This is a genomic window from Pedobacter sp. T50_32, assembly GCF_057652195.1.
The window spans coordinates 248,710-264,869 of record NZ_JBYFBY010000001.1 but is presented as its reverse complement, the minus strand read 5'-3'; the positions used below and the strand labels follow the sequence as shown (position 1 = coordinate 264,869).

Sequence of the window (16,160 nt, the reverse complement as noted above, 5' to 3'; positions counted from 1 at the left end):
TATTTAATTTGTAATTTAAATCAAAATTATAAATTTGCTTCCGCAACAATTCGGCCTAGGCTGCGTTGAGTGTATTAACTTATATTTATTTAGAAATTTTAAAAAACAAGTACTAAAACTAAAAATTAAAAAAAAATGGCAAACGCACCAAAACCTACACCAGCTAAAAAAGAGGGTAGCTCATCAGCATCTAACTTATTTGCAACGCTAGTTATTCCTATTTGTATCGTTATTGGTATTTTAATCTTCAAATTCGTTTTGGGTGATGCAAATAACTTTATCGATAACAATGTTGACAACCTACCTAAGCAAGGAAACTATGCAGGTATGGCTTACAAAGGTGGTCCAATTGTGGCAATCTTAATCGGATTATTATTAATGACAATCGTTTTCTCTGTAGAGCGTATGATCGTTATTGGTAAAGCAACTGGTAAAGGAAGTTTACAAGCTTTCGTTACTAAAATTCAAGGTTTCTTGAAAACTAACAACATTTCTGCTGCTATCGCTGAGTGTGATAAACAACAAGGTTCAGTAGCTAATGTAATTAAATCAGGTCTTAAAAAATATAGCGAAGTTGAAGGCGACGACAGATTAGATGTTGAGCAGTCAGTATTAGCTATCCAAAAAGATATCGAAGAGGCAACTACTTTAGAAATGCCAATGTTAGAGCAAAACTTAACTGTAATTGCTACATTAGTATCTATCGGTACATTAACAGGTCTATTAGGTACAGTAACAGGTATGATCAAGGCCTTCGCAGGTTTGGCAAACTCTGGTGCTCCAGATCAAGCAGCGTTAGCGGTAGGTATCTCTGAGGCCCTAATGTGTACAGCTACTGGTATCGGTACTTCTACATTAGCAATTATCATGTACAACATCCTTACTTCTAAAATTGATAAGTTAACTTATGCTATTGATGAAGCTGGATTCAGCATCGTTCAAACTTACGCTAGTACCCATAAATAAGAATTATTAAAAAATCTTTTCCCGGCTTTATGGAAAACCGGAACAATTAACATCATTAATAAAAAAGATTTAAATAATTTATAAATTATGGCTAAAGCAAAAGTAAAAAGAAGCAGTACCTCGATTGATATGACCGCCATGTGCGACGTATCGTTCTTGTTGCTTACCTTCTTTATCTTAACGGCTACGGCTCGTCAGCCAGATCCGTTAGAAATTGCAACGCCTTCCTCTACCGTGCAATATAAATTGCCAGATAAAGGTGTTGTAGTTGTAAGTGTTGGTAAAGGCAAAGTGTTTTTAGACATCGTAGGACAAGACGTTAAAAGAGCTACACTTCAAAAAATGGGTGCTGCTTACAACGTTAACTTCACGGAAGAAGAATACAAACGTTTTTCTGTACTACCAGCATTTGGTGTTCCTTTCGGAAACCTTAAACAATTTCTGGCAATGGATGGTCCAGCCCGTGAGAAATCTGGCCTGCAAAGTGGAATTCCGTTAGACTCTACAAAAAACAACGAGCTTTTCAATTGGTTGAAAGAAGCACGTATGGCAAATGGAGAGATTTATGGTATCGATTTAAATGCGGCAATCAAGGCAGACTCAAAGACCGAGTATCCTCAGGTAAGAAAAGTGATTGAGGTGTTCCAGAACCAAAAAATTAACAAATTCAGTTTAATTACATCGTCGGAGGGCGGCGGAGAATAATTTTTAAGCTATGGCAGAATTAGACACCTCGTCCGGCGGAGGTAAAAAAGGCGGTAAGGTAAGAACCAAGAAGCAGGCTACTAAGGTAGATTTAACTGCGATGGTTGATTTAGCTTTCTTATTAATTACGTTCTTCATGCTAACCACATCATTATCTAAGCCTGCAGCTATGGAAATAGCGAAGCCAGATAAGGATGCTAAAGATGAAAACAGATTAGAATTAAGGGAATCTCAGACTATGACCATTTTACTAGGTAAAAATGATAAAATAGCATGGTATATGGGACAACCTTCAGCTACAAATGCTCCAACAATTGAAGGTTTTGGTGATATCAAGAGTTCGTTGTTGAAGAATAAAAAGGAAGTTAAAGATAAAACAGGTCGTGATATTGTAATTATCATTAAACCAACAGATGGTTCTACTTATAAAAACTTTGTAGATATCATGGATGAAATTGCTATTACAAAAACCAACATCAGTGCACCTGCTGTTGACGATGATCCTGCTCATATTTTGGATGGCGAGAGAGATTTCATGAAATCTAACGGAATTTGGTAGCGATTATTAACAATTAAAAAATTGAACAATGTCTAAAATAGATTTATATAATAAGAAGTGGATCGACGTTGTGTTCGAAGACAAGAACAAAACTTATGGAGCATACAAGCTTCGTCAGGAGAATTCTTGGAATACAACCAAATCATTACTTATGGCTGGTTCGGTTTTCATTTTCCTTTTCTTTACACCGAAAATTTATGCGTTGTTAAAGGGAATGGCTCCAGAGCCGCCAGAGGATGTGATAACAGAGGTGGTTATGGCGCCGCCGCCACCAATTAACCCAGAGGTTCAAACACCTCCACCGGTTGAGCCACCACCACCAAAACAGGATCAAATTAAGTTCCCTCCTCCGATTGTAAAACCGGATAACCAGGTAACTGATGAAAAACCGCCAACCGTTGAGGATTTGAAGAAAGCAGATCCTGGACAGAAAACAATGGAAGGTGACCCAACTGCAGACGTAGTGCAAATTACTGCTGCTGGTGAAGGTCCTAAACAAGCGGTTGTTGTAGAAGATAATACGGTATATAGCTTTGTGAGTATGGAGAACCCTCCAATGTTCCCTGGCGGTATCGAGAAATTCTACGATTTTCTAGGTAAGAATATCAAGTATCCTCCAATGGCTGCTGAAAATAATATTCAAGGTAACGTATTCGTTTCGTTCACTGTTGAGAAAGACGGTTCTTTAACTGATATCAAAATTGATAGGAAGTTAGGATATGGAACAGACGAAGAAGCTATCCGCGTATTGAAAATGAGTAGACGTTGGAATCCAGGTATGCAAAATGGTAAACCGGTGCGTGTTAAATATAACATTCCAATTAAATTTAGCTTAGCTAACTAGTTAAAGCATGTTTAATTCAAATAGTTCACAGCAGAAATCGCCTCAACAGCGATTTCTGCTTATTTTAGGGGTTGCGATGATTATTCTCTTTTGCACCCTAGCCGTAGTGGTTGCTTTTTTTGGCGATTTGATTAACTTAGATCCGCTGAAATTCCCGCAAGAATACCGTATAGCATTTGCTATAGTGTTGGTTATTTATGCTGCAATCAGATTTTTCAGAATATTAAGAGATAATAAATAGATGAGAAAAGCATCGTTTTTAACGCTCATTCTTGTTTTTGCACTTGTATGGATTTCTTGTAACAGAAATACAAACCAAGAAACTGTTGGTGAGAAAAGAACTTCTGGAAAGACGACAGTATTGGTTGATGAAACTTACGCACGTATTTTAGATGATCAGATTGAAGTTTTCGAGTCAGATTATCCAGATGCAAAAGTGGAGACCATTACTGGCAATGAGAGTGAGATCCTTAGTAAGTTTAGAAGCGGTGAAGTAAAAATGATCGTGCTATCAAGAGTATTGAAACCAGCTGAGGAAACCTTCTACAAAAAAAGGGAAAGCGGTATTTATACCAGTAGATTTGCAATTGACGGTTTGGCGTTGATTACAAACGTAGCAGATAAAGACTCGACAATAACAACGGAAGAAGCCTACAAAATTATGCAGGGTACTTCTAAAAGCGGTAAGAAATTGGTATTTGATAATGCCTATTCTAGTACCATAAGATATTTTATAGACTCGGCACGTATACAGGAATTGCCTAAAACGGGAGTTTATACTTTAAAAACAACTAATGATGTCATTAAATATGTAGCTGACAATAGTGGTTACATTGGCGTAATAGGTGTAAATTGGTTGTTAAAAAATGTTAAAGAGTCGTCTGACTATTTGCCTAAGGTAAAGGTGTTAGGGGTAAAGAATTCTAAAGCAAAAAATGGCGCAGATGCCTTTTACAAGCCTAGTCAGGAGAATTTGATCAACGGGAAGTATCCTTTTTTAAGAAATGTTTGCATTATCAATGCGGAAGGAACTAACGGTTTGGGCACGGGTTTTGCAAACTGGTTATTAAGCCCTAGAGGACAATTGATAGTACTGAAGTCGGGACTAGGTCCCCACGAAATAGCGAGCAGAGAAATTAAATTAAGAACTAACAACAATAACTAAAAAACTAATTATTCAACTAGAGAAATAGAAGCTGTAACGTAAACGCAGTAGAAGTTATTTCAAATTAACAAATGCAGACAATGAAAATGATTAAGAAGAACATAGCCTTGGCCACAGGCTTATTATTGATGGGTAGCACTGCCTCATTTGCTCAGAGTTTAGCTGATGCCAAGAAGGCGATAGATGCTGAACAATATCAAAAAGCAACATCTATGCTGAAAACTTTGGTGGCAAACCAAGCCAAGGAAGGAGATAACTACTTCAACTTGGGTAAAGTTTATTTACTAACAGATAATATCGATTCGGCTAGAGCTGCTTTTACGAATGGAACAACTGCTGATCCCAAAAATGCATTGAATTTTGTAGGATTGGGTCAGGCTGATTTATTACAAGGAAATGCAGCTAACGCTAAAACAAATTTTGATAAGGCTGTTGGCTTGAAAGCTAAGAATTACGAAACTTATTTAGCTATTGGTAGAGCATACATAGATCAACCGAATGTTGATTATGCGCAAGCCTTGCCAAACTTGCAAAAAGCTGATGAATTAGATTCAAAAGATAAAGATCCAGAAACTTTCTTGGCTTTAGCTGACTATTACGCACAGCAAACTAAAAATACAGAAGCGTATCCAATGTACTTAAGAGCTTTAGATATCAATCCGAATTTGTCGAGAGCTCATGTTCAGATTGGAAGAATGTATAAGTCAGCTTTTGCTTTTCCAGAGGCTGAAACCGAGGTGAAAAAAGTAATTGAAACTGATCCTAATTACGGTCCTGCCTATAGAGAGTTGGCAGAGATCCAAATGCAATGGTCATTTGCTGATCCAAAAAACGGTGCAGCTAAGAAAGCTGAAGCGTTAGCTAACATGAAAAAGTACTTAGATTTAACTGATAAATCTTTTGACTCTCGTTTACGTTATGCACAGTTCTTAGTTTATGCAGGTGATTTCGCAACACTTGGACAAGAAGTGGCAACATTAAATGCATCAGATCCAAATAACCCTAAAACCTTTGTTGTAGCAAGGATGAGAGGTTACTCAGCTATCGAGAATAAAAATTATGAGCAAGGTATCAAGTACATGAATGAGCTTTTTGGTAGAACTCAAGATGCTTCTCGTATCATTGGTTCAGATTATTTGTACTTGGGTAGAGCGCAACAAAACTTAGGTCAAGACAGCTTAGCTTTTATCAATGTTTCTAAAGCTGTAGAATTAGATTCTACCAAAGTTGAGGAGTTGGCTGCTATCGGGGCTAAATATTATGCAGCTAAAAACTTTGCTAAATCGGCAGAGGTTTACGATAAAGTAACGCAAGCTAATTCGAAAGACCCTAACATAGCAATGAACTACTATTATTTAGGTGCTTCTCACTATTTCGCTTACGTTTTTGATGTTAGAGATAATAAAAACCCTACAAAAGATGCTTTAGTAAAAGCAGATACCGCTTTCTCTAAATTGACTAGGTTAGCTCCAGATTATGAGACAGCTTATTTATACAGAGCTCGTATCAATAAAAATTTGGACGATGCTGAAAGCACTCAAAAACTGGCAGTTCCTTATTATGAAAAATTCATTGATTTGGTGACTGTAAAGAATTCAGAAAAAGCAGCTGCTAATAAAAATGCGTTAGTAGAATCATACAATTATTTAGGAGCAGTTTGGGCATCATCAGATAAAGAAAAAGCTAAAGAATATTTCAATAAAACTTTAGCGCTAGATCCAGCAAATGCTTTAGCAACAGATAACTTAAAATATCTAGCTGGTCCGGCCACTCCAGCAAAAAAAGCACCTATTAAGAAATAGTCTTTATAGCAAATATCAAAAAGGCAGGATTTGTAATCCTGCCTTTTTATTTTAATTTTGCCACAAATCATTATCATTATGCAAGCACATAGTACAGCACAAGATTTTATTCCTATTATATTTCAGGTAATTGTAGCCTTAGGTTTCGTGGTAGTTACATTACTTGCAACTCACTTACTTGGTCCAAAGAGAAAGACTGAAGATAAGTTAAGCACTTTCGAATCTGGAGTTAAAGTAATAGGTAATGCTCGTCAGCCATTTTCTATTAAGTATTTTTTGGTGGCGATATTATTTGTGCTTTTTGATATAGAGGTAATCTTTATGTACCCTTGGGCGGTTAACTTTAGAGAGCTAGGGTGGAACGGTTTAATCGAGATGTTTATCTTTATGGGTACACTCTTGCTAGGTTTCATCTACATCTTAAAAAAGAAGGCATTAGATTGGCATTAGAAGGTAAAAACAATTATTTAGATTGTTTCTAAATGATAAGGATGTGAGCTAAATCATCCTAAATATCGTAGATTTGCTGCTTGTCCTAATTATATTTGGACAAGCATTTTTGTTTATAAGCATGAGTGAAATCAAAATAGTTGAGGCGCCTCCAGGCATAGAAGGAAATGGCTTTTTTGCTACTTCTTTAGACAAGGCTATCGGTTTGGCCCGTTCACATTCGTTGTGGCCTTTGCCGTTTGCAACTTCTTGTTGCGGTATCGAGTTTATGGCTACCATGGGTTCGCATTACGATTTTGGACGTTTCGGTGCAGAAAGGTTGAGTTTTTCTCCTCGTCAGGCCGATGTTTTAATGGTAATGGGAACTATAGCAAAAAAAATGGGTCCTGTATTGAAGCAAGTTTATCTTCAAATGGCCGAGCCTCGTTGGGTAATGGCAGTTGGTGCTTGCGCATCTAGTGGTGGTATTTTCGACACTTATTCGGTGTTGCAAGGTATAGACGAAATTATTCCTGTAGATGTTTACGTGCCGGGTTGCCCACCAAGACCAGAAGCAATTTTGGATGGTTTTCAGCGCATTCAAGATTTAGTGAAAAACGAATCTGGCAGAAAAAGACATTCTCCAGAGTATAAGGAACTTTTAGCAAGTTACGGAATACAATAATGGCTAAAGCAACAAATACAGAATTAGTAGAACTTTTAGGCGATAAATTCGGCGAACAGCTTTTTGATGTTTCTGAACCTTATGGCTTGCTTACGTTTTCTACTGTAAAAAATAAAGTAATTGAAGTGCTGTCTTTTTTGAAGGAGAACGGCAGGATTAACTTCAATTTTTTAACTGATATCACTGCGGTACATTATCCCGAAAAGGAGCAAATTGCAGTGGTTTATCATTTGCATAGCATGGTAAGTGGTATTAGGGTGAGGTTAAAGGTTTTTTTGAACGAAAAAGATCCTCGTATCGCCACTGCTACAGTGTTATGGAATGGCGCTAACTGGATGGAGAGAGAAACCTACGATTTCTTCGGCGTTAAATTCGAGGGACATCCAGATTTAAGAAGAATATTAAACATGGACGACTTAGGTGTGCATCCAATGTTAAGACAATATCCGTTAGAAGATCCTAACAGGGTAGATAAAAAAGACGAATATTTTGGTAGATAATATGAGTGTAAATCAACCAGTATATACAGATAACGATCCGCAAAGCGAATTGGTAACCCTAAACTTAGGGCCTACACACCCTGCAACACACGGGGTTTTCCAAAATGTTTTGCAAATGGATGGCGAGCGAATTGTAAGTGGTGTTTCTACCATTGGTTATATTCACAGAGCTTTTGAAAAGATTGCTGAGCACCGTCCATTCTATCAAATTACTCCGTTAACCGACCGTTTAAACTACTGCTCGTCGCCTATTAATAATATGGGATGGCACATGACGGTAGAAAAGCTTTTAAATATTCAAATCCCAAAAAGGGTAGATTATTTAAGGGTAATTATCATGGAGCTTTCACGTATTGCCGATCATATTATCTGTAATACCATCATTGCCCAAGATACCGGTGCAACTACAACATTCCTTTACCTTTTTCAATACAGAGAGCATATTTACGAGATTTTTGAGGAAATCTGTGGCGCTCGTTTAACCACAAATATTGGGCGTATTGGTGGTTTAGAAAGAGATTTTAATGAGGTGGCTTTTGCTAAAATCAATAAATTCTTAAAAGAATTTCCTGTTGCCTTAAAGGAATTTGAAAGTTTATTGAACCGTAACCGTATTTTCATTGATCGTACTAAAGGTGTGGCTGAGGTAACTGCAGAAAATGCATTAAGTTACAGCTGGACTGGTCCTTTATTACGTGCTACTGGTATTGATTATGATGTTCGAGTAAGCGAGCCATATTCGTCTTATCAAGATTTTGATTTTGAAGTTCCAGTAGGTACAAGCGGTGATGTTTTCGACAGATATTTGGTGCGCAACGAAGAGATGTGGCAAAGTGTTCGCATCATTGAGCAAGCCATTGAGAAATTGAAATCGGAGCCAAAAGGTATTTTCCACGCCGATGTTCCTGATTTTTATTTGCCAGGAAAGGAAGAAGTTTACAATAATATGGAAGCGTTAATCTATCACTTTAAAATTGTGATGGGCGAAATTGATGCTCCAAAAGCAGAAGTTTACCACGCTGTTGAAGGTGGTAATGGTGAACTTGGTTTCTACTTAATTAATGATGGTGGCAGAAGTCCTTATCGTTTACACTTTAGAAGACCTAGTTTTATTAACTACCAAATGTACGCGAAAATGAGTGAGGGCATGTTATTATCTGATGCTATCATTAACATGAGTAGTTTGAACATTATTGCAGGAGAATTAGATGCTTAAAGTAGAAGAAACACAGCCTGTAGAATTTTCATCAGCTTTGCTAGCTAAGTTTGATGAGATTGTAAAACGCTATCCAGAAGGAAAGCAAAAATCAGCTTTGCTACCATTATTACACTTGGTACAAGCAGAATTTGGATGGACGAGTGTACCAGCAATGGATAAAGTTGCGGAATATTTAAACATTCAATCTATTGAAGTATATGAGGTGGCGAGTTTTTACACCATGTACTTTTTACAGCCGAAAGGAAAATATGTTTTGGAGGTTTGCCGTACTGGACCTTGTTGTTTAGTGGGTGCCGAAAAAATCATGACTCATATTGAAAATAAGTTAGGAGTGAAGGAAGGTGAAGTAACGGAAGATGGCTTATTTAGCTGGAGAGGTGTAGAGTGTTTAGCCGCTTGTGGTTTTGGTCCGGTTTTACAAATTGGTCCAGAATATACTTTCTACGAAAATTTAACCGAGCAATCGGTAGATCAATTAATTGACGATTTACGCAAAAAATAATGGCTCGTAAACTATTATTAGAACATATCAATGTGCCTGGCATTAATACGCTGGCGGTTTATCGTGAAAAAGGCGGTTACCGTGCGGTTGAGAAGGCATTGAAAACCTTAACTCCAGAAGAGATTGTTGAAGAGGTTAAGAAATCTGGATTGAGAGGTCGTGGTGGTGCAGGTTTCCCTACAGGCATGAAATGGAGCTTTTTGGCCAAGCCTGAAGGTGTGCCTCGTTACTTGGTTTGCAATGCAGACGAATCTGAGCCAGGTACTTTTAAGGATAGATATTTAATGACGCACATTCCTCATGCTTTAATTGAGGGAATGATTGTTTCAAGTTTTGCTTTAGGCGCAAATACTTCTTACATCTACGTAAGGGGCGAAATGATGCCTCAAATTAGAATATTAGAGAGAGCAATTGAGGAGGCAAAGGCCGCGGGCTTATTAGGTAAAAATATCTTGGGAACAGGATATGACCTAGAACTTTACGTTCAGCCGGGCGGTGGTGCTTATATCTGCGGTGAAGAAACTGCACTTTTAGAATCATTGGAAGGTAAAAGAGGAAACCCTCGTATTAAACCACCATTCCCAGCTATTGCAGGTTTGTATGGTTGTCCAACAGTGGTTAACAACGTAGAATCTATTGCGGCTGTAGTTCCAATCATCAACGATGGCGGTGATGAGTACGCTAAAATCGGTATTGGAAGAAGTACAGGAACAAAATTAATATCAGCTTCTGGTAACTTGGTAAAACCAGGAGTTTACGAAATAGAATTAGGCTTACCAGTAGAAGAATTCATTTATTCTGATGAATACTGTGGTGGTATCGCCAATGGCAAAAAACTAAAGGCAACTGTTGCTGGAGGTTCATCGGTGCCAGTTTTACCTGCTAATTTAACCTTAAAATACGCTAACGGCGAGCCTCGTTTAATGAGTTACGAGTCTTTATCTGAAGGTGGTTTTGCTACAGGGACCATGTTGGGTTCAGGTGGTTTCATCGCTTTTGATGAAGATCAGTGTATTGTACGCAACACATGGAACTTTTCTCGTTTCTATCACCACGAAAGTTGCGGACAGTGTTCGCCTTGTAGAGAAGGAACGGGGTGGATGGAGAAAATCCTTCATAAAATTGAGCATGGACATGGATCTATGGAAGACATCGATCTTTTATGGGATGTACAACGTAAAATTGAAGGAAATACGATTTGTCCATTAGGTGACGCGGCAGCTTGGCCGGTAGCAAGTGCGATCAGACATTTCAGAGATGAGTTTGAATGGCACGTGAAAGAGCCAATGAAAAGCCAAAGCAGCAATTATGGTTTAGCGAATTATGCTAATCCAATCGAAAAGAAAGAAGAAGTTAAACAGGATAATCTTTAACCATGAGTGATTTAGTTAAAGTAACCATAGATGGAATAACAGTAGAAGTAGAAAATGGTACTACCATTTTAAACGCTGCTCGTCAAATTGGAGGAGACATTGTGCCTCCTGCAATGTGCTATTATTCTAAATTGAAGGGTAGTGGAGGTAAATGTCGTACCTGCATTGTGAAAGTGAGCAAAGGTTCTGAAAAAGATCCTCGACCGATGCCGAAGTTGGTAGCTTCTTGTCGTACCACAGTAATGGATGGTATGGAAGTGCTAAACATTACTTCTCCGGAAGTTTTGGAAGCTCGTGCTGGTGTGGTAGAGATTTTGTTGATTAATCACCCGTTAGATTGCCCTGTGTGCGACCAAGCTGGTGAGTGCGATTTACAAAACTTAGGTTATGAGCACGGTTTACAAAAAACAAGGTACGAGTTCGAGCGTAGAACGTTTGATAGAATTGATATTGGTGATAAAATCCAGTTGCACATGAACCGTTGCATTTTATGCTATCGTTGTGTGTTTACTGCAGACCAAATCACTAACAAACGTGTTCACGGTATCTTAAATCGTGGAGATCATTCAGAAATCTCAACTTATATCCAAACAGCTGTTGATAACGATTTCTCAGGAAACGTAATTGATGTTTGCCCAGTTGGTGCTTTAACCGATAGAACTTTCCGTTTCAAAAACCGTGTTTGGTTTACAAAACCAGTTGATGCACATAGAAACTGCTCACACGAAAAATGCAATGGTAAAGTAACGCTTTGGTACAAAGGAGAAGATGTTTTACGTGTTACTGCGAGAAAAGATCAGTTTGGTGAGGTAGAAGAATTTATCTGTAATGAGTGTCGTTTCGATAAGAAGAAAACTTCAGATTGGACTTTAGAACATCCAACACACATCTCTGATACTTCGGTGATTGCATCAAATCATTACGAAACATTTAAGCCACTTCCTGTAATTAAGGAAAACCCGGCTTTACAAGAAGCAAATCAACGCGAATTAGAAAAAACCTTTAAAATCTAATGGAAATCGATTTCGTCATAGAGAAATTTATATTGGTTACTGCCATATTTGCGATTAGTTTGCTAATTGCGATGTATTCTACCTACGCAGAACGTAAGGTGGCAGCTTTTTTACAAGATAGGCTTGGTCCAGATAGAGCGGGTCCTTTTGGAATTTTGCAGCCTTTGGCCGATGGTGTGAAAATGTTTATGAAAGAGGAAGTTATTCCTGCAAATGCCAATAAATGGTTATTCATGTTTGGTCCTGGTTTAGCAATGCTTTGTGCTTGTATTGGTACAGCGGTTATTCCTTGGGGACAAGACATGATGATAGGGGATAGACTAGTGAAGTTACAAGTTGCTGATATCAATGTTGGCTTGCTTTATATTTTCGGTGTTATTGCTTTAGGTGTTTATGGAGTGATGATTGGTGGTTGGGCATCTAACAACAAATATTCGTTATTAAGTGCTATCCGTGCTGCTTCTCAAAATATCAGCTACGAAATTGCGATGGGTTTATCTATCATCGCTTTGCTATTGGTAACCAACTCACTTAGTTTAAGAGAAATTGTAGCACAACAACACGGCTGGCATTGGAATGTGCTTTATCAGCCCTTAGGCTTTATCATTTTTATGGTATGTGCTTTTGCAGAAACTAACCGTGCACCTTTCGATTTACCTGAGTGTGAAGCGGAGCTAAACGGTGGATATACCATTGAATATTCATCAATGAAATTGGGTTTCTACCTTTTCGCTGAGTATATCAACATGTTTGTTTCATCAACAATCATGGCGGCTTTATATTTTGGAGGTTACAATTATCCAGGAATGGATTATATGGGCGAATTGTTAGGGCCAACGTGGGCTCCTCTATTCGGTACATTAATTTTCTTCCTAAAAATATTTGGATTTATCTTCTTCTTCATGTGGGTACGTTGGACCATCCCTCGTTTCCGTTATGATCAGTTGATGAATTTAGGATGGAAAGGTTTAATCCCTTTAGCTATTGCGAATATCATTATCACAGGTATCGTTATCGCTATCGTAAACAAATTTTAAGAGAGACATGGAATCATTAAGCAATAAGAAAAAAGTATTGGTTTCCAAACCGCTTAATTTGGCAGAGCGACTGTATCTGCCTGCTATTGCAAGTGGTATGGCAACTACTATTGGTCACTTTTTTAAGAAACCTGCAACGATTAAATATCCGGAGCAAGTGCGTGAGTTCTCTATCAATTGGAGAGGAATGCACTCTTTAAAAAGAGACGAACAAGGTAGAGAGCGTTGCACCGCTTGTGGTTTATGTGCTCTGTCTTGTCCGGCAGAAGCAATTACCATGATTGCTGGCGAGCGTAAGAACGATGAAAAACACCTATATCGTGAGGAGAAATATGCATCAGTTTACGAAATCAACATGTTGCGTTGCATTTTCTGCGGTTTATGCGAAGAAGCTTGCCCAAAAGAGGCGATTTACTTAGATGGACCAATTGTACCAGCAGATTATTTACGTAAAGATTTTATTTACGGTAAAGATAAATTGGTAGAAGCTCCTTTGGAGGTAAAATAGTTTGTCATTCTGAGCGCAGCGAAGAATCTCTATCAAACAGATGCTTCCTTCGTCAGCATGACAGTTGAATAAATAACAACTAAATAAAAATTAATGGGTACATCAGTATTCTATTTCGTAGCAACACTAAGCGTTATTTGTGCGCTAATGGTGGTTTTTGCAAAAAATCCAATCCATAGTGTGCTATACTTAATTCTAACGTTCTTTACGTTCACAGTTCATTACGTGCTTTTAAACGCACAATTCTTAGCGGTAGTTAACTTCATCGTTTACATGGGAGCCATTATGGTACTCTTCCTCTTTGTGCTGATGTTACTAAACCTCAATAAAGAAAGTGAACCCAATAAATCAGTATTCCTAAAGATTATTGGTGTAGTTGCTGGCGGATGTTTGGCTGTAACGCTAATTGGTTCGTTAAAATCAGTAGCAATTACTAATCCTTTGGTATTGAAAAACCCAAGTTTAGGTTTAGTAGAAAGTTTGGGTAAAGAACTATTTGGTCCGTTTATGTTACCATTCGAGTTATCATCATTACTACTATTAAGTGCAATGGTTGGTGCAGTACTTTTAACCAAGAGGGAGGAAAAAACTAATGGGTAGTTTATTCGAAAATATGCAGGCTGTGCCGTTGAACCACTACATTTGGTTCTGCGCACTTATTTTCACTATTGGTGTTATTGGCGTGTTGGTACGTAGAAATGCGATCATCATTTTTATGTCGGTAGAGTTGATGTTAAATGCAGTAAATCTGCTTTTAGCTGCATTCTCGGTGCATCATAATGATCCATCAGGGCAAGTATTTGTATTCTTCATTATGGCTTTGGCCGCCGCAGAAGTAGCAGTTGGTTTAAGTATCATCGTGATGGTATACCGCAACACACAATCAGTAGATATTAATGTATTAAATCGCCTTAAGTGGTAATTCTAATAAAATAAAATGATTACAAGTTTACTTTGGTTAATTCCAGTTCTTCCGCTTTTAGGCTTCGTGATTAACGGTTTAGGCCGTAATACATTGAGCAAAGGTGCCGTTGGTTTTATCGGTAGCGGAGTGGTTTTAGCTTCATTTATCCTAAGCGTTTGTTTTTTCTTCGAATTAAATTCAAGTGTAGAAAAACAGTTTACCGTTAATTTCTTCGATTGGATTAGTGTTGGAGATTTAAAAATTCCTTTGTCGTTTTTATACGATCCATTGAGTGCAATTATGCTCTTGATCATCACTGGAATTGGCTTTTTAATTCACATTTACTCTACAGGCTATATGCACGAAGATGCTGGCTTTGGAAAGTTCTTCGCCTACTTAAACCTATTTATCTTCTTCATGTTGATTTTGGTTTTAGGTTCAAACTACATCGTCATGTTTATTGGATGGGAAGGCGTAGGTTTATGTTCATACCTATTAATCGGTTTCTGGTTTACCAACAGCAGTTATGCAAGTGCAGCTAAAAAAGCATTTGTAATGAATCGTATTGGTGATTTAGGCTTCCTTTTAGGGGTATTCCTAATGTTCCAAGTTTTTGGAAGTTTAGAGTTTGCAAAAGTATTCCCTCAAGCAGCTAACATGTTGCCAGGAAACGATACGATTACGATCATTGCGATATTATTGTTTATAGGTGCTTGTGGTAAGTCTGCGCAATTACCTTTGTTTACTTGGCTGCCAGATGCAATGGCTGGACCAACGCCAGTTTCGGCTTTAATCCACGCAGCAACCATGGTAACAGCAGGTATTTACATGATTGCTCGTTCAAGTGTAGTGTTCGATTTAGCGCCAATCGCTCAAAATATCATCGCTATTGTAGGGGCAGCAACCGCGTTAGTTGCAGCGTTAATTGCCTTAACACAAACAGACATTAAAAAAGTATTGGCTTATTCAACGGTATCTCAATTAGGATATATGTTCTTAGGCTTAGGCGTTGGAGCTTATACAGGTTCTTTCTTTCACGTATTAACTCATGCTTTCTTTAAAGCTTTGTTATTCTTGGGTGCTGGTGCGGTAATCCACTCTTTACACCACGAACAAGATATGCGCCATATGGGTGGATTAAAAGCTAAGTTGAAAACTACTTTTGCTACCATGATGGTGGGTACCATTGCAATCGCTGGTTTACCTCCATTCTCTGGTTTTTTCTCTAAGGATGAAATCTTAGCACATGCTTATCAATTTAGTCCGGTACTTTGGGGTGTAGGTGTATTGACAGCATTTTTAACTGCTTTCTATATGTTCCGCATGATGTTCCTAACTTTTTACGGAAAATTCAGAGGTTCTCATCACACAGAAGAGCATATTCACGAGTCGCCAAAATCAATGACTATTCCTTTAGTGGTATTGGCAATTTTAGCTGCTGTTGGTGGTTTGTTAAACATTCCCCATGTATTTGGTGGAAATGAGTGGTTAGCACACTGGTTAACTGGTGCAAAGGTTACGCAAAACCATTTAGAGCTAGATCACACTACAGAATTTACTTTGATGGGCGTTTCAGTATTAGCTGCTATTGTAGCGATACTTTTAGCTTACAGTAAATACGTTAAAAAGGCAGATATTCCGGTAGCTGATGAAGCACCTCGTACTGCTTTAGAAAAATTATCGTACAACAAATTCTATTTAGATGAGATTTACGATACCATTATCAGAAAACCTTTGGATGCATTCTCTAACTTCTTCTATAAAATTATCGATAACAAAGTAATTGATGGTTTGGTAAACGGCTTAGGCTGGACTGCCAATGAAGGTAGCAAGAGCTTGCGATTATTGCAGTCGGGTAACGTTGGTTACTATATCATTATGATGGTTGTTGGTGTGGTGGCACTGATGCTATACACTTATTTGTCTATCGCTTAAAACTAGTTCAAATA

19 protein-coding genes are annotated in these 16,160 nt (G+C 38.0%); all 19 read left to right on the top strand.

Annotated elements, in window-relative coordinates:
* Nucleotides 1-135 precede the first annotated feature (135 nt).
* Nucleotides 136-966, top strand: a complete 831-nt coding sequence (locus AC23ME_RS01185; RefSeq protein WP_308851178.1) for a MotA/TolQ/ExbB proton channel family protein — start codon at nucleotides 136-138, stop codon at nucleotides 964-966.
* An 87-nt stretch (nucleotides 967-1,053) separates the two neighbouring features.
* Nucleotides 1,054-1,671, top strand: a complete 618-nt coding sequence (locus AC23ME_RS01180; protein WP_487725916.1) for a biopolymer transporter ExbD — start codon at nucleotides 1,054-1,056, stop codon at nucleotides 1,669-1,671.
* 10 nt (nucleotides 1,672-1,681) lie between these two features.
* Complete coding sequence (locus AC23ME_RS01175) at nucleotides 1,682-2,230, top strand: ExbD/TolR family protein (protein WP_308851180.1); 549 nt, start codon at nucleotides 1,682-1,684, stop codon at nucleotides 2,228-2,230.
* Nucleotides 2,231-2,258: 28 nt separating this feature from the next.
* Complete coding sequence (locus AC23ME_RS01170; protein ID WP_487725915.1) at nucleotides 2,259-3,074, top strand: energy transducer TonB; 816 nt, start codon at nucleotides 2,259-2,261, stop codon at nucleotides 3,072-3,074.
* A gap of 7 nt (nucleotides 3,075-3,081) precedes the next feature.
* Nucleotides 3,082-3,315 carry a hypothetical protein gene (locus tag AC23ME_RS01165; protein ID WP_487725914.1) on the top strand — a complete coding sequence of 78 codons (234 nt, stop codon included), beginning with the start codon at nucleotides 3,082-3,084 and terminating at the stop codon, nucleotides 3,313-3,315.
* On the top strand, nucleotides 3,316-4,239 hold the full coding sequence (locus AC23ME_RS01160; protein WP_487725913.1) for a substrate-binding domain-containing protein: 924 nt from the start codon (nucleotides 3,316-3,318) through the stop codon (nucleotides 4,237-4,239).
* Between the two features lie 71 nt (nucleotides 4,240-4,310).
* Nucleotides 4,311-6,041 carry a tetratricopeptide repeat protein gene (locus AC23ME_RS01155; protein WP_487725912.1) on the top strand — a complete coding sequence of 577 codons (1,731 nt, stop codon included), beginning with the start codon at nucleotides 4,311-4,313 and terminating at the stop codon, nucleotides 6,039-6,041.
* 78 nt (nucleotides 6,042-6,119) lie between these two features.
* Nucleotides 6,120-6,491: an NADH-quinone oxidoreductase subunit A gene (locus tag AC23ME_RS01150; protein ID WP_487725911.1), complete on the top strand. Its 372-nt coding sequence runs from the start codon at nucleotides 6,120-6,122 to the stop codon at nucleotides 6,489-6,491.
* A 121-nt stretch (nucleotides 6,492-6,612) separates the two neighbouring features.
* Nucleotides 6,613-7,155 (top strand): NADH-quinone oxidoreductase subunit B, encoded by a 543-nt coding sequence (locus AC23ME_RS01145; RefSeq protein WP_308851186.1) that lies wholly within the window; start codon nucleotides 6,613-6,615, stop codon nucleotides 7,153-7,155.
* Nucleotides 7,155-7,655 carry an NADH-quinone oxidoreductase subunit C gene (locus tag AC23ME_RS01140; RefSeq protein WP_487725910.1) on the top strand — a complete coding sequence of 167 codons (501 nt, stop codon included), beginning with the start codon at nucleotides 7,155-7,157 and terminating at the stop codon, nucleotides 7,653-7,655. Before AC23ME_RS01145 ends, AC23ME_RS01140 begins: the two co-directional genes overlap by 1 nt.
* Before the next feature lies 1 nt (nucleotide 7,656).
* Nucleotides 7,657-8,871 (top strand): NADH-quinone oxidoreductase subunit D, encoded by a 1,215-nt coding sequence (locus AC23ME_RS01135; protein ID WP_487725909.1) that lies wholly within the window; start codon nucleotides 7,657-7,659, stop codon nucleotides 8,869-8,871.
* Nucleotides 8,864-9,376, top strand: a complete 513-nt coding sequence (locus AC23ME_RS01130) for an NADH-quinone oxidoreductase subunit NuoE family protein (RefSeq protein ID WP_487725908.1) — start codon at nucleotides 8,864-8,866, stop codon at nucleotides 9,374-9,376. The genes AC23ME_RS01135 and AC23ME_RS01130 overlap by 8 nt, the downstream gene beginning before the upstream one ends.
* The gene (gene nuoF / locus AC23ME_RS01125) at nucleotides 9,376-10,749 is read left to right on the top strand and encodes an NADH-quinone oxidoreductase subunit NuoF (RefSeq protein WP_487725907.1); all 1,374 of its coding nucleotides are present in this window, start codon (nucleotides 9,376-9,378) and stop codon (nucleotides 10,747-10,749) included. The genes AC23ME_RS01130 and nuoF overlap by 1 nt, the downstream gene beginning before the upstream one ends.
* Before the next feature lie 2 nt (nucleotides 10,750-10,751).
* Nucleotides 10,752-11,762 (top strand): NADH-quinone oxidoreductase subunit G, encoded by a 1,011-nt coding sequence (locus AC23ME_RS01120; RefSeq protein WP_487725906.1) that lies wholly within the window; start codon nucleotides 10,752-10,754, stop codon nucleotides 11,760-11,762.
* Nucleotides 11,762-12,799, top strand: a complete 1,038-nt coding sequence (nuoH, locus tag AC23ME_RS01115) for an NADH-quinone oxidoreductase subunit NuoH (RefSeq protein ID WP_487725905.1) — start codon at nucleotides 11,762-11,764, stop codon at nucleotides 12,797-12,799. The genes AC23ME_RS01120 and nuoH overlap by 1 nt, the downstream gene beginning before the upstream one ends.
* 7 nt (nucleotides 12,800-12,806) lie before the next feature.
* A complete protein-coding gene (locus tag AC23ME_RS01110; RefSeq protein WP_487725904.1) occupies nucleotides 12,807-13,307 on the top strand; it encodes a NuoI/complex I 23 kDa subunit family protein in 501 nt (166 codons plus the stop codon).
* Nucleotides 13,308-13,400: 93 nt separating this feature from the next.
* Nucleotides 13,401-13,907, top strand: coding sequence for an NADH-quinone oxidoreductase subunit J family protein (locus tag AC23ME_RS01105; protein WP_487725903.1), 507 nt, complete (start codon nucleotides 13,401-13,403; stop codon nucleotides 13,905-13,907).
* On the top strand, nucleotides 13,900-14,229 hold the full coding sequence (nuoK, locus tag AC23ME_RS01100) for an NADH-quinone oxidoreductase subunit NuoK (RefSeq protein ID WP_308851195.1): 330 nt from the start codon (nucleotides 13,900-13,902) through the stop codon (nucleotides 14,227-14,229). The genes AC23ME_RS01105 and nuoK overlap by 8 nt, the downstream gene beginning before the upstream one ends.
* 18 nt (nucleotides 14,230-14,247) lie before the next feature.
* On the top strand, nucleotides 14,248-16,146 hold the full coding sequence (gene nuoL / locus AC23ME_RS01095; protein WP_487726733.1) for an NADH-quinone oxidoreductase subunit L: 1,899 nt from the start codon (nucleotides 14,248-14,250) through the stop codon (nucleotides 16,144-16,146).
* The last annotated feature ends 14 nt before the right edge of the window (nucleotides 16,147-16,160 follow it).

What these genes read in the sequence shown, in the direction of transcription:
- AC23ME_RS01185 (WP_308851178.1), top strand. Translation starts at nt 136, where the DNA reads ATGGCAAACGCACCAAAACCTACACCAGCTAAAAAAGAGGGTAGCTCA.
- AC23ME_RS01180 (WP_487725916.1), top strand. Translation starts at nt 1,054, where the DNA reads ATGGCTAAAGCAAAAGTAAAAAGAAGCAGTACCTCGATTGATATGACC.
- AC23ME_RS01175 (WP_308851180.1), top strand. Translation starts at nt 1,682, where the DNA reads ATGGCAGAATTAGACACCTCGTCCGGCGGAGGTAAAAAAGGCGGTAAG.
- AC23ME_RS01170 (WP_487725915.1), top strand. Translation starts at nt 2,259, where the DNA reads ATGTCTAAAATAGATTTATATAATAAGAAGTGGATCGACGTTGTGTTC.
- AC23ME_RS01165 (WP_487725914.1), top strand. Translation starts at nt 3,082, where the DNA reads ATGTTTAATTCAAATAGTTCACAGCAGAAATCGCCTCAACAGCGATTT.
- AC23ME_RS01160 (WP_487725913.1), top strand. Translation starts at nt 3,316, where the DNA reads ATGAGAAAAGCATCGTTTTTAACGCTCATTCTTGTTTTTGCACTTGTA.
- AC23ME_RS01155 (WP_487725912.1), top strand. Translation starts at nt 4,311, where the DNA reads ATGCAGACAATGAAAATGATTAAGAAGAACATAGCCTTGGCCACAGGC.
- AC23ME_RS01150 (WP_487725911.1), top strand. Translation starts at nt 6,120, where the DNA reads ATGCAAGCACATAGTACAGCACAAGATTTTATTCCTATTATATTTCAG.
- AC23ME_RS01145 (WP_308851186.1), top strand. Translation starts at nt 6,613, where the DNA reads ATGAGTGAAATCAAAATAGTTGAGGCGCCTCCAGGCATAGAAGGAAAT.
- AC23ME_RS01140 (WP_487725910.1), top strand. Translation starts at nt 7,155, where the DNA reads ATGGCTAAAGCAACAAATACAGAATTAGTAGAACTTTTAGGCGATAAA.
- AC23ME_RS01135 (WP_487725909.1), top strand. Translation starts at nt 7,657, where the DNA reads ATGAGTGTAAATCAACCAGTATATACAGATAACGATCCGCAAAGCGAA.
- AC23ME_RS01130 (WP_487725908.1), top strand. Translation starts at nt 8,864, where the DNA reads ATGCTTAAAGTAGAAGAAACACAGCCTGTAGAATTTTCATCAGCTTTG.
- nuoF (WP_487725907.1), top strand. Translation starts at nt 9,376, where the DNA reads ATGGCTCGTAAACTATTATTAGAACATATCAATGTGCCTGGCATTAAT.
- AC23ME_RS01120 (WP_487725906.1), top strand. Translation starts at nt 10,752, where the DNA reads ATGAGTGATTTAGTTAAAGTAACCATAGATGGAATAACAGTAGAAGTA.
- nuoH (WP_487725905.1), top strand. Translation starts at nt 11,762, where the DNA reads ATGGAAATCGATTTCGTCATAGAGAAATTTATATTGGTTACTGCCATA.
- AC23ME_RS01110 (WP_487725904.1), top strand. Translation starts at nt 12,807, where the DNA reads ATGGAATCATTAAGCAATAAGAAAAAAGTATTGGTTTCCAAACCGCTT.
- AC23ME_RS01105 (WP_487725903.1), top strand. Translation starts at nt 13,401, where the DNA reads ATGGGTACATCAGTATTCTATTTCGTAGCAACACTAAGCGTTATTTGT.
- nuoK (WP_308851195.1), top strand. Translation starts at nt 13,900, where the DNA reads ATGGGTAGTTTATTCGAAAATATGCAGGCTGTGCCGTTGAACCACTAC.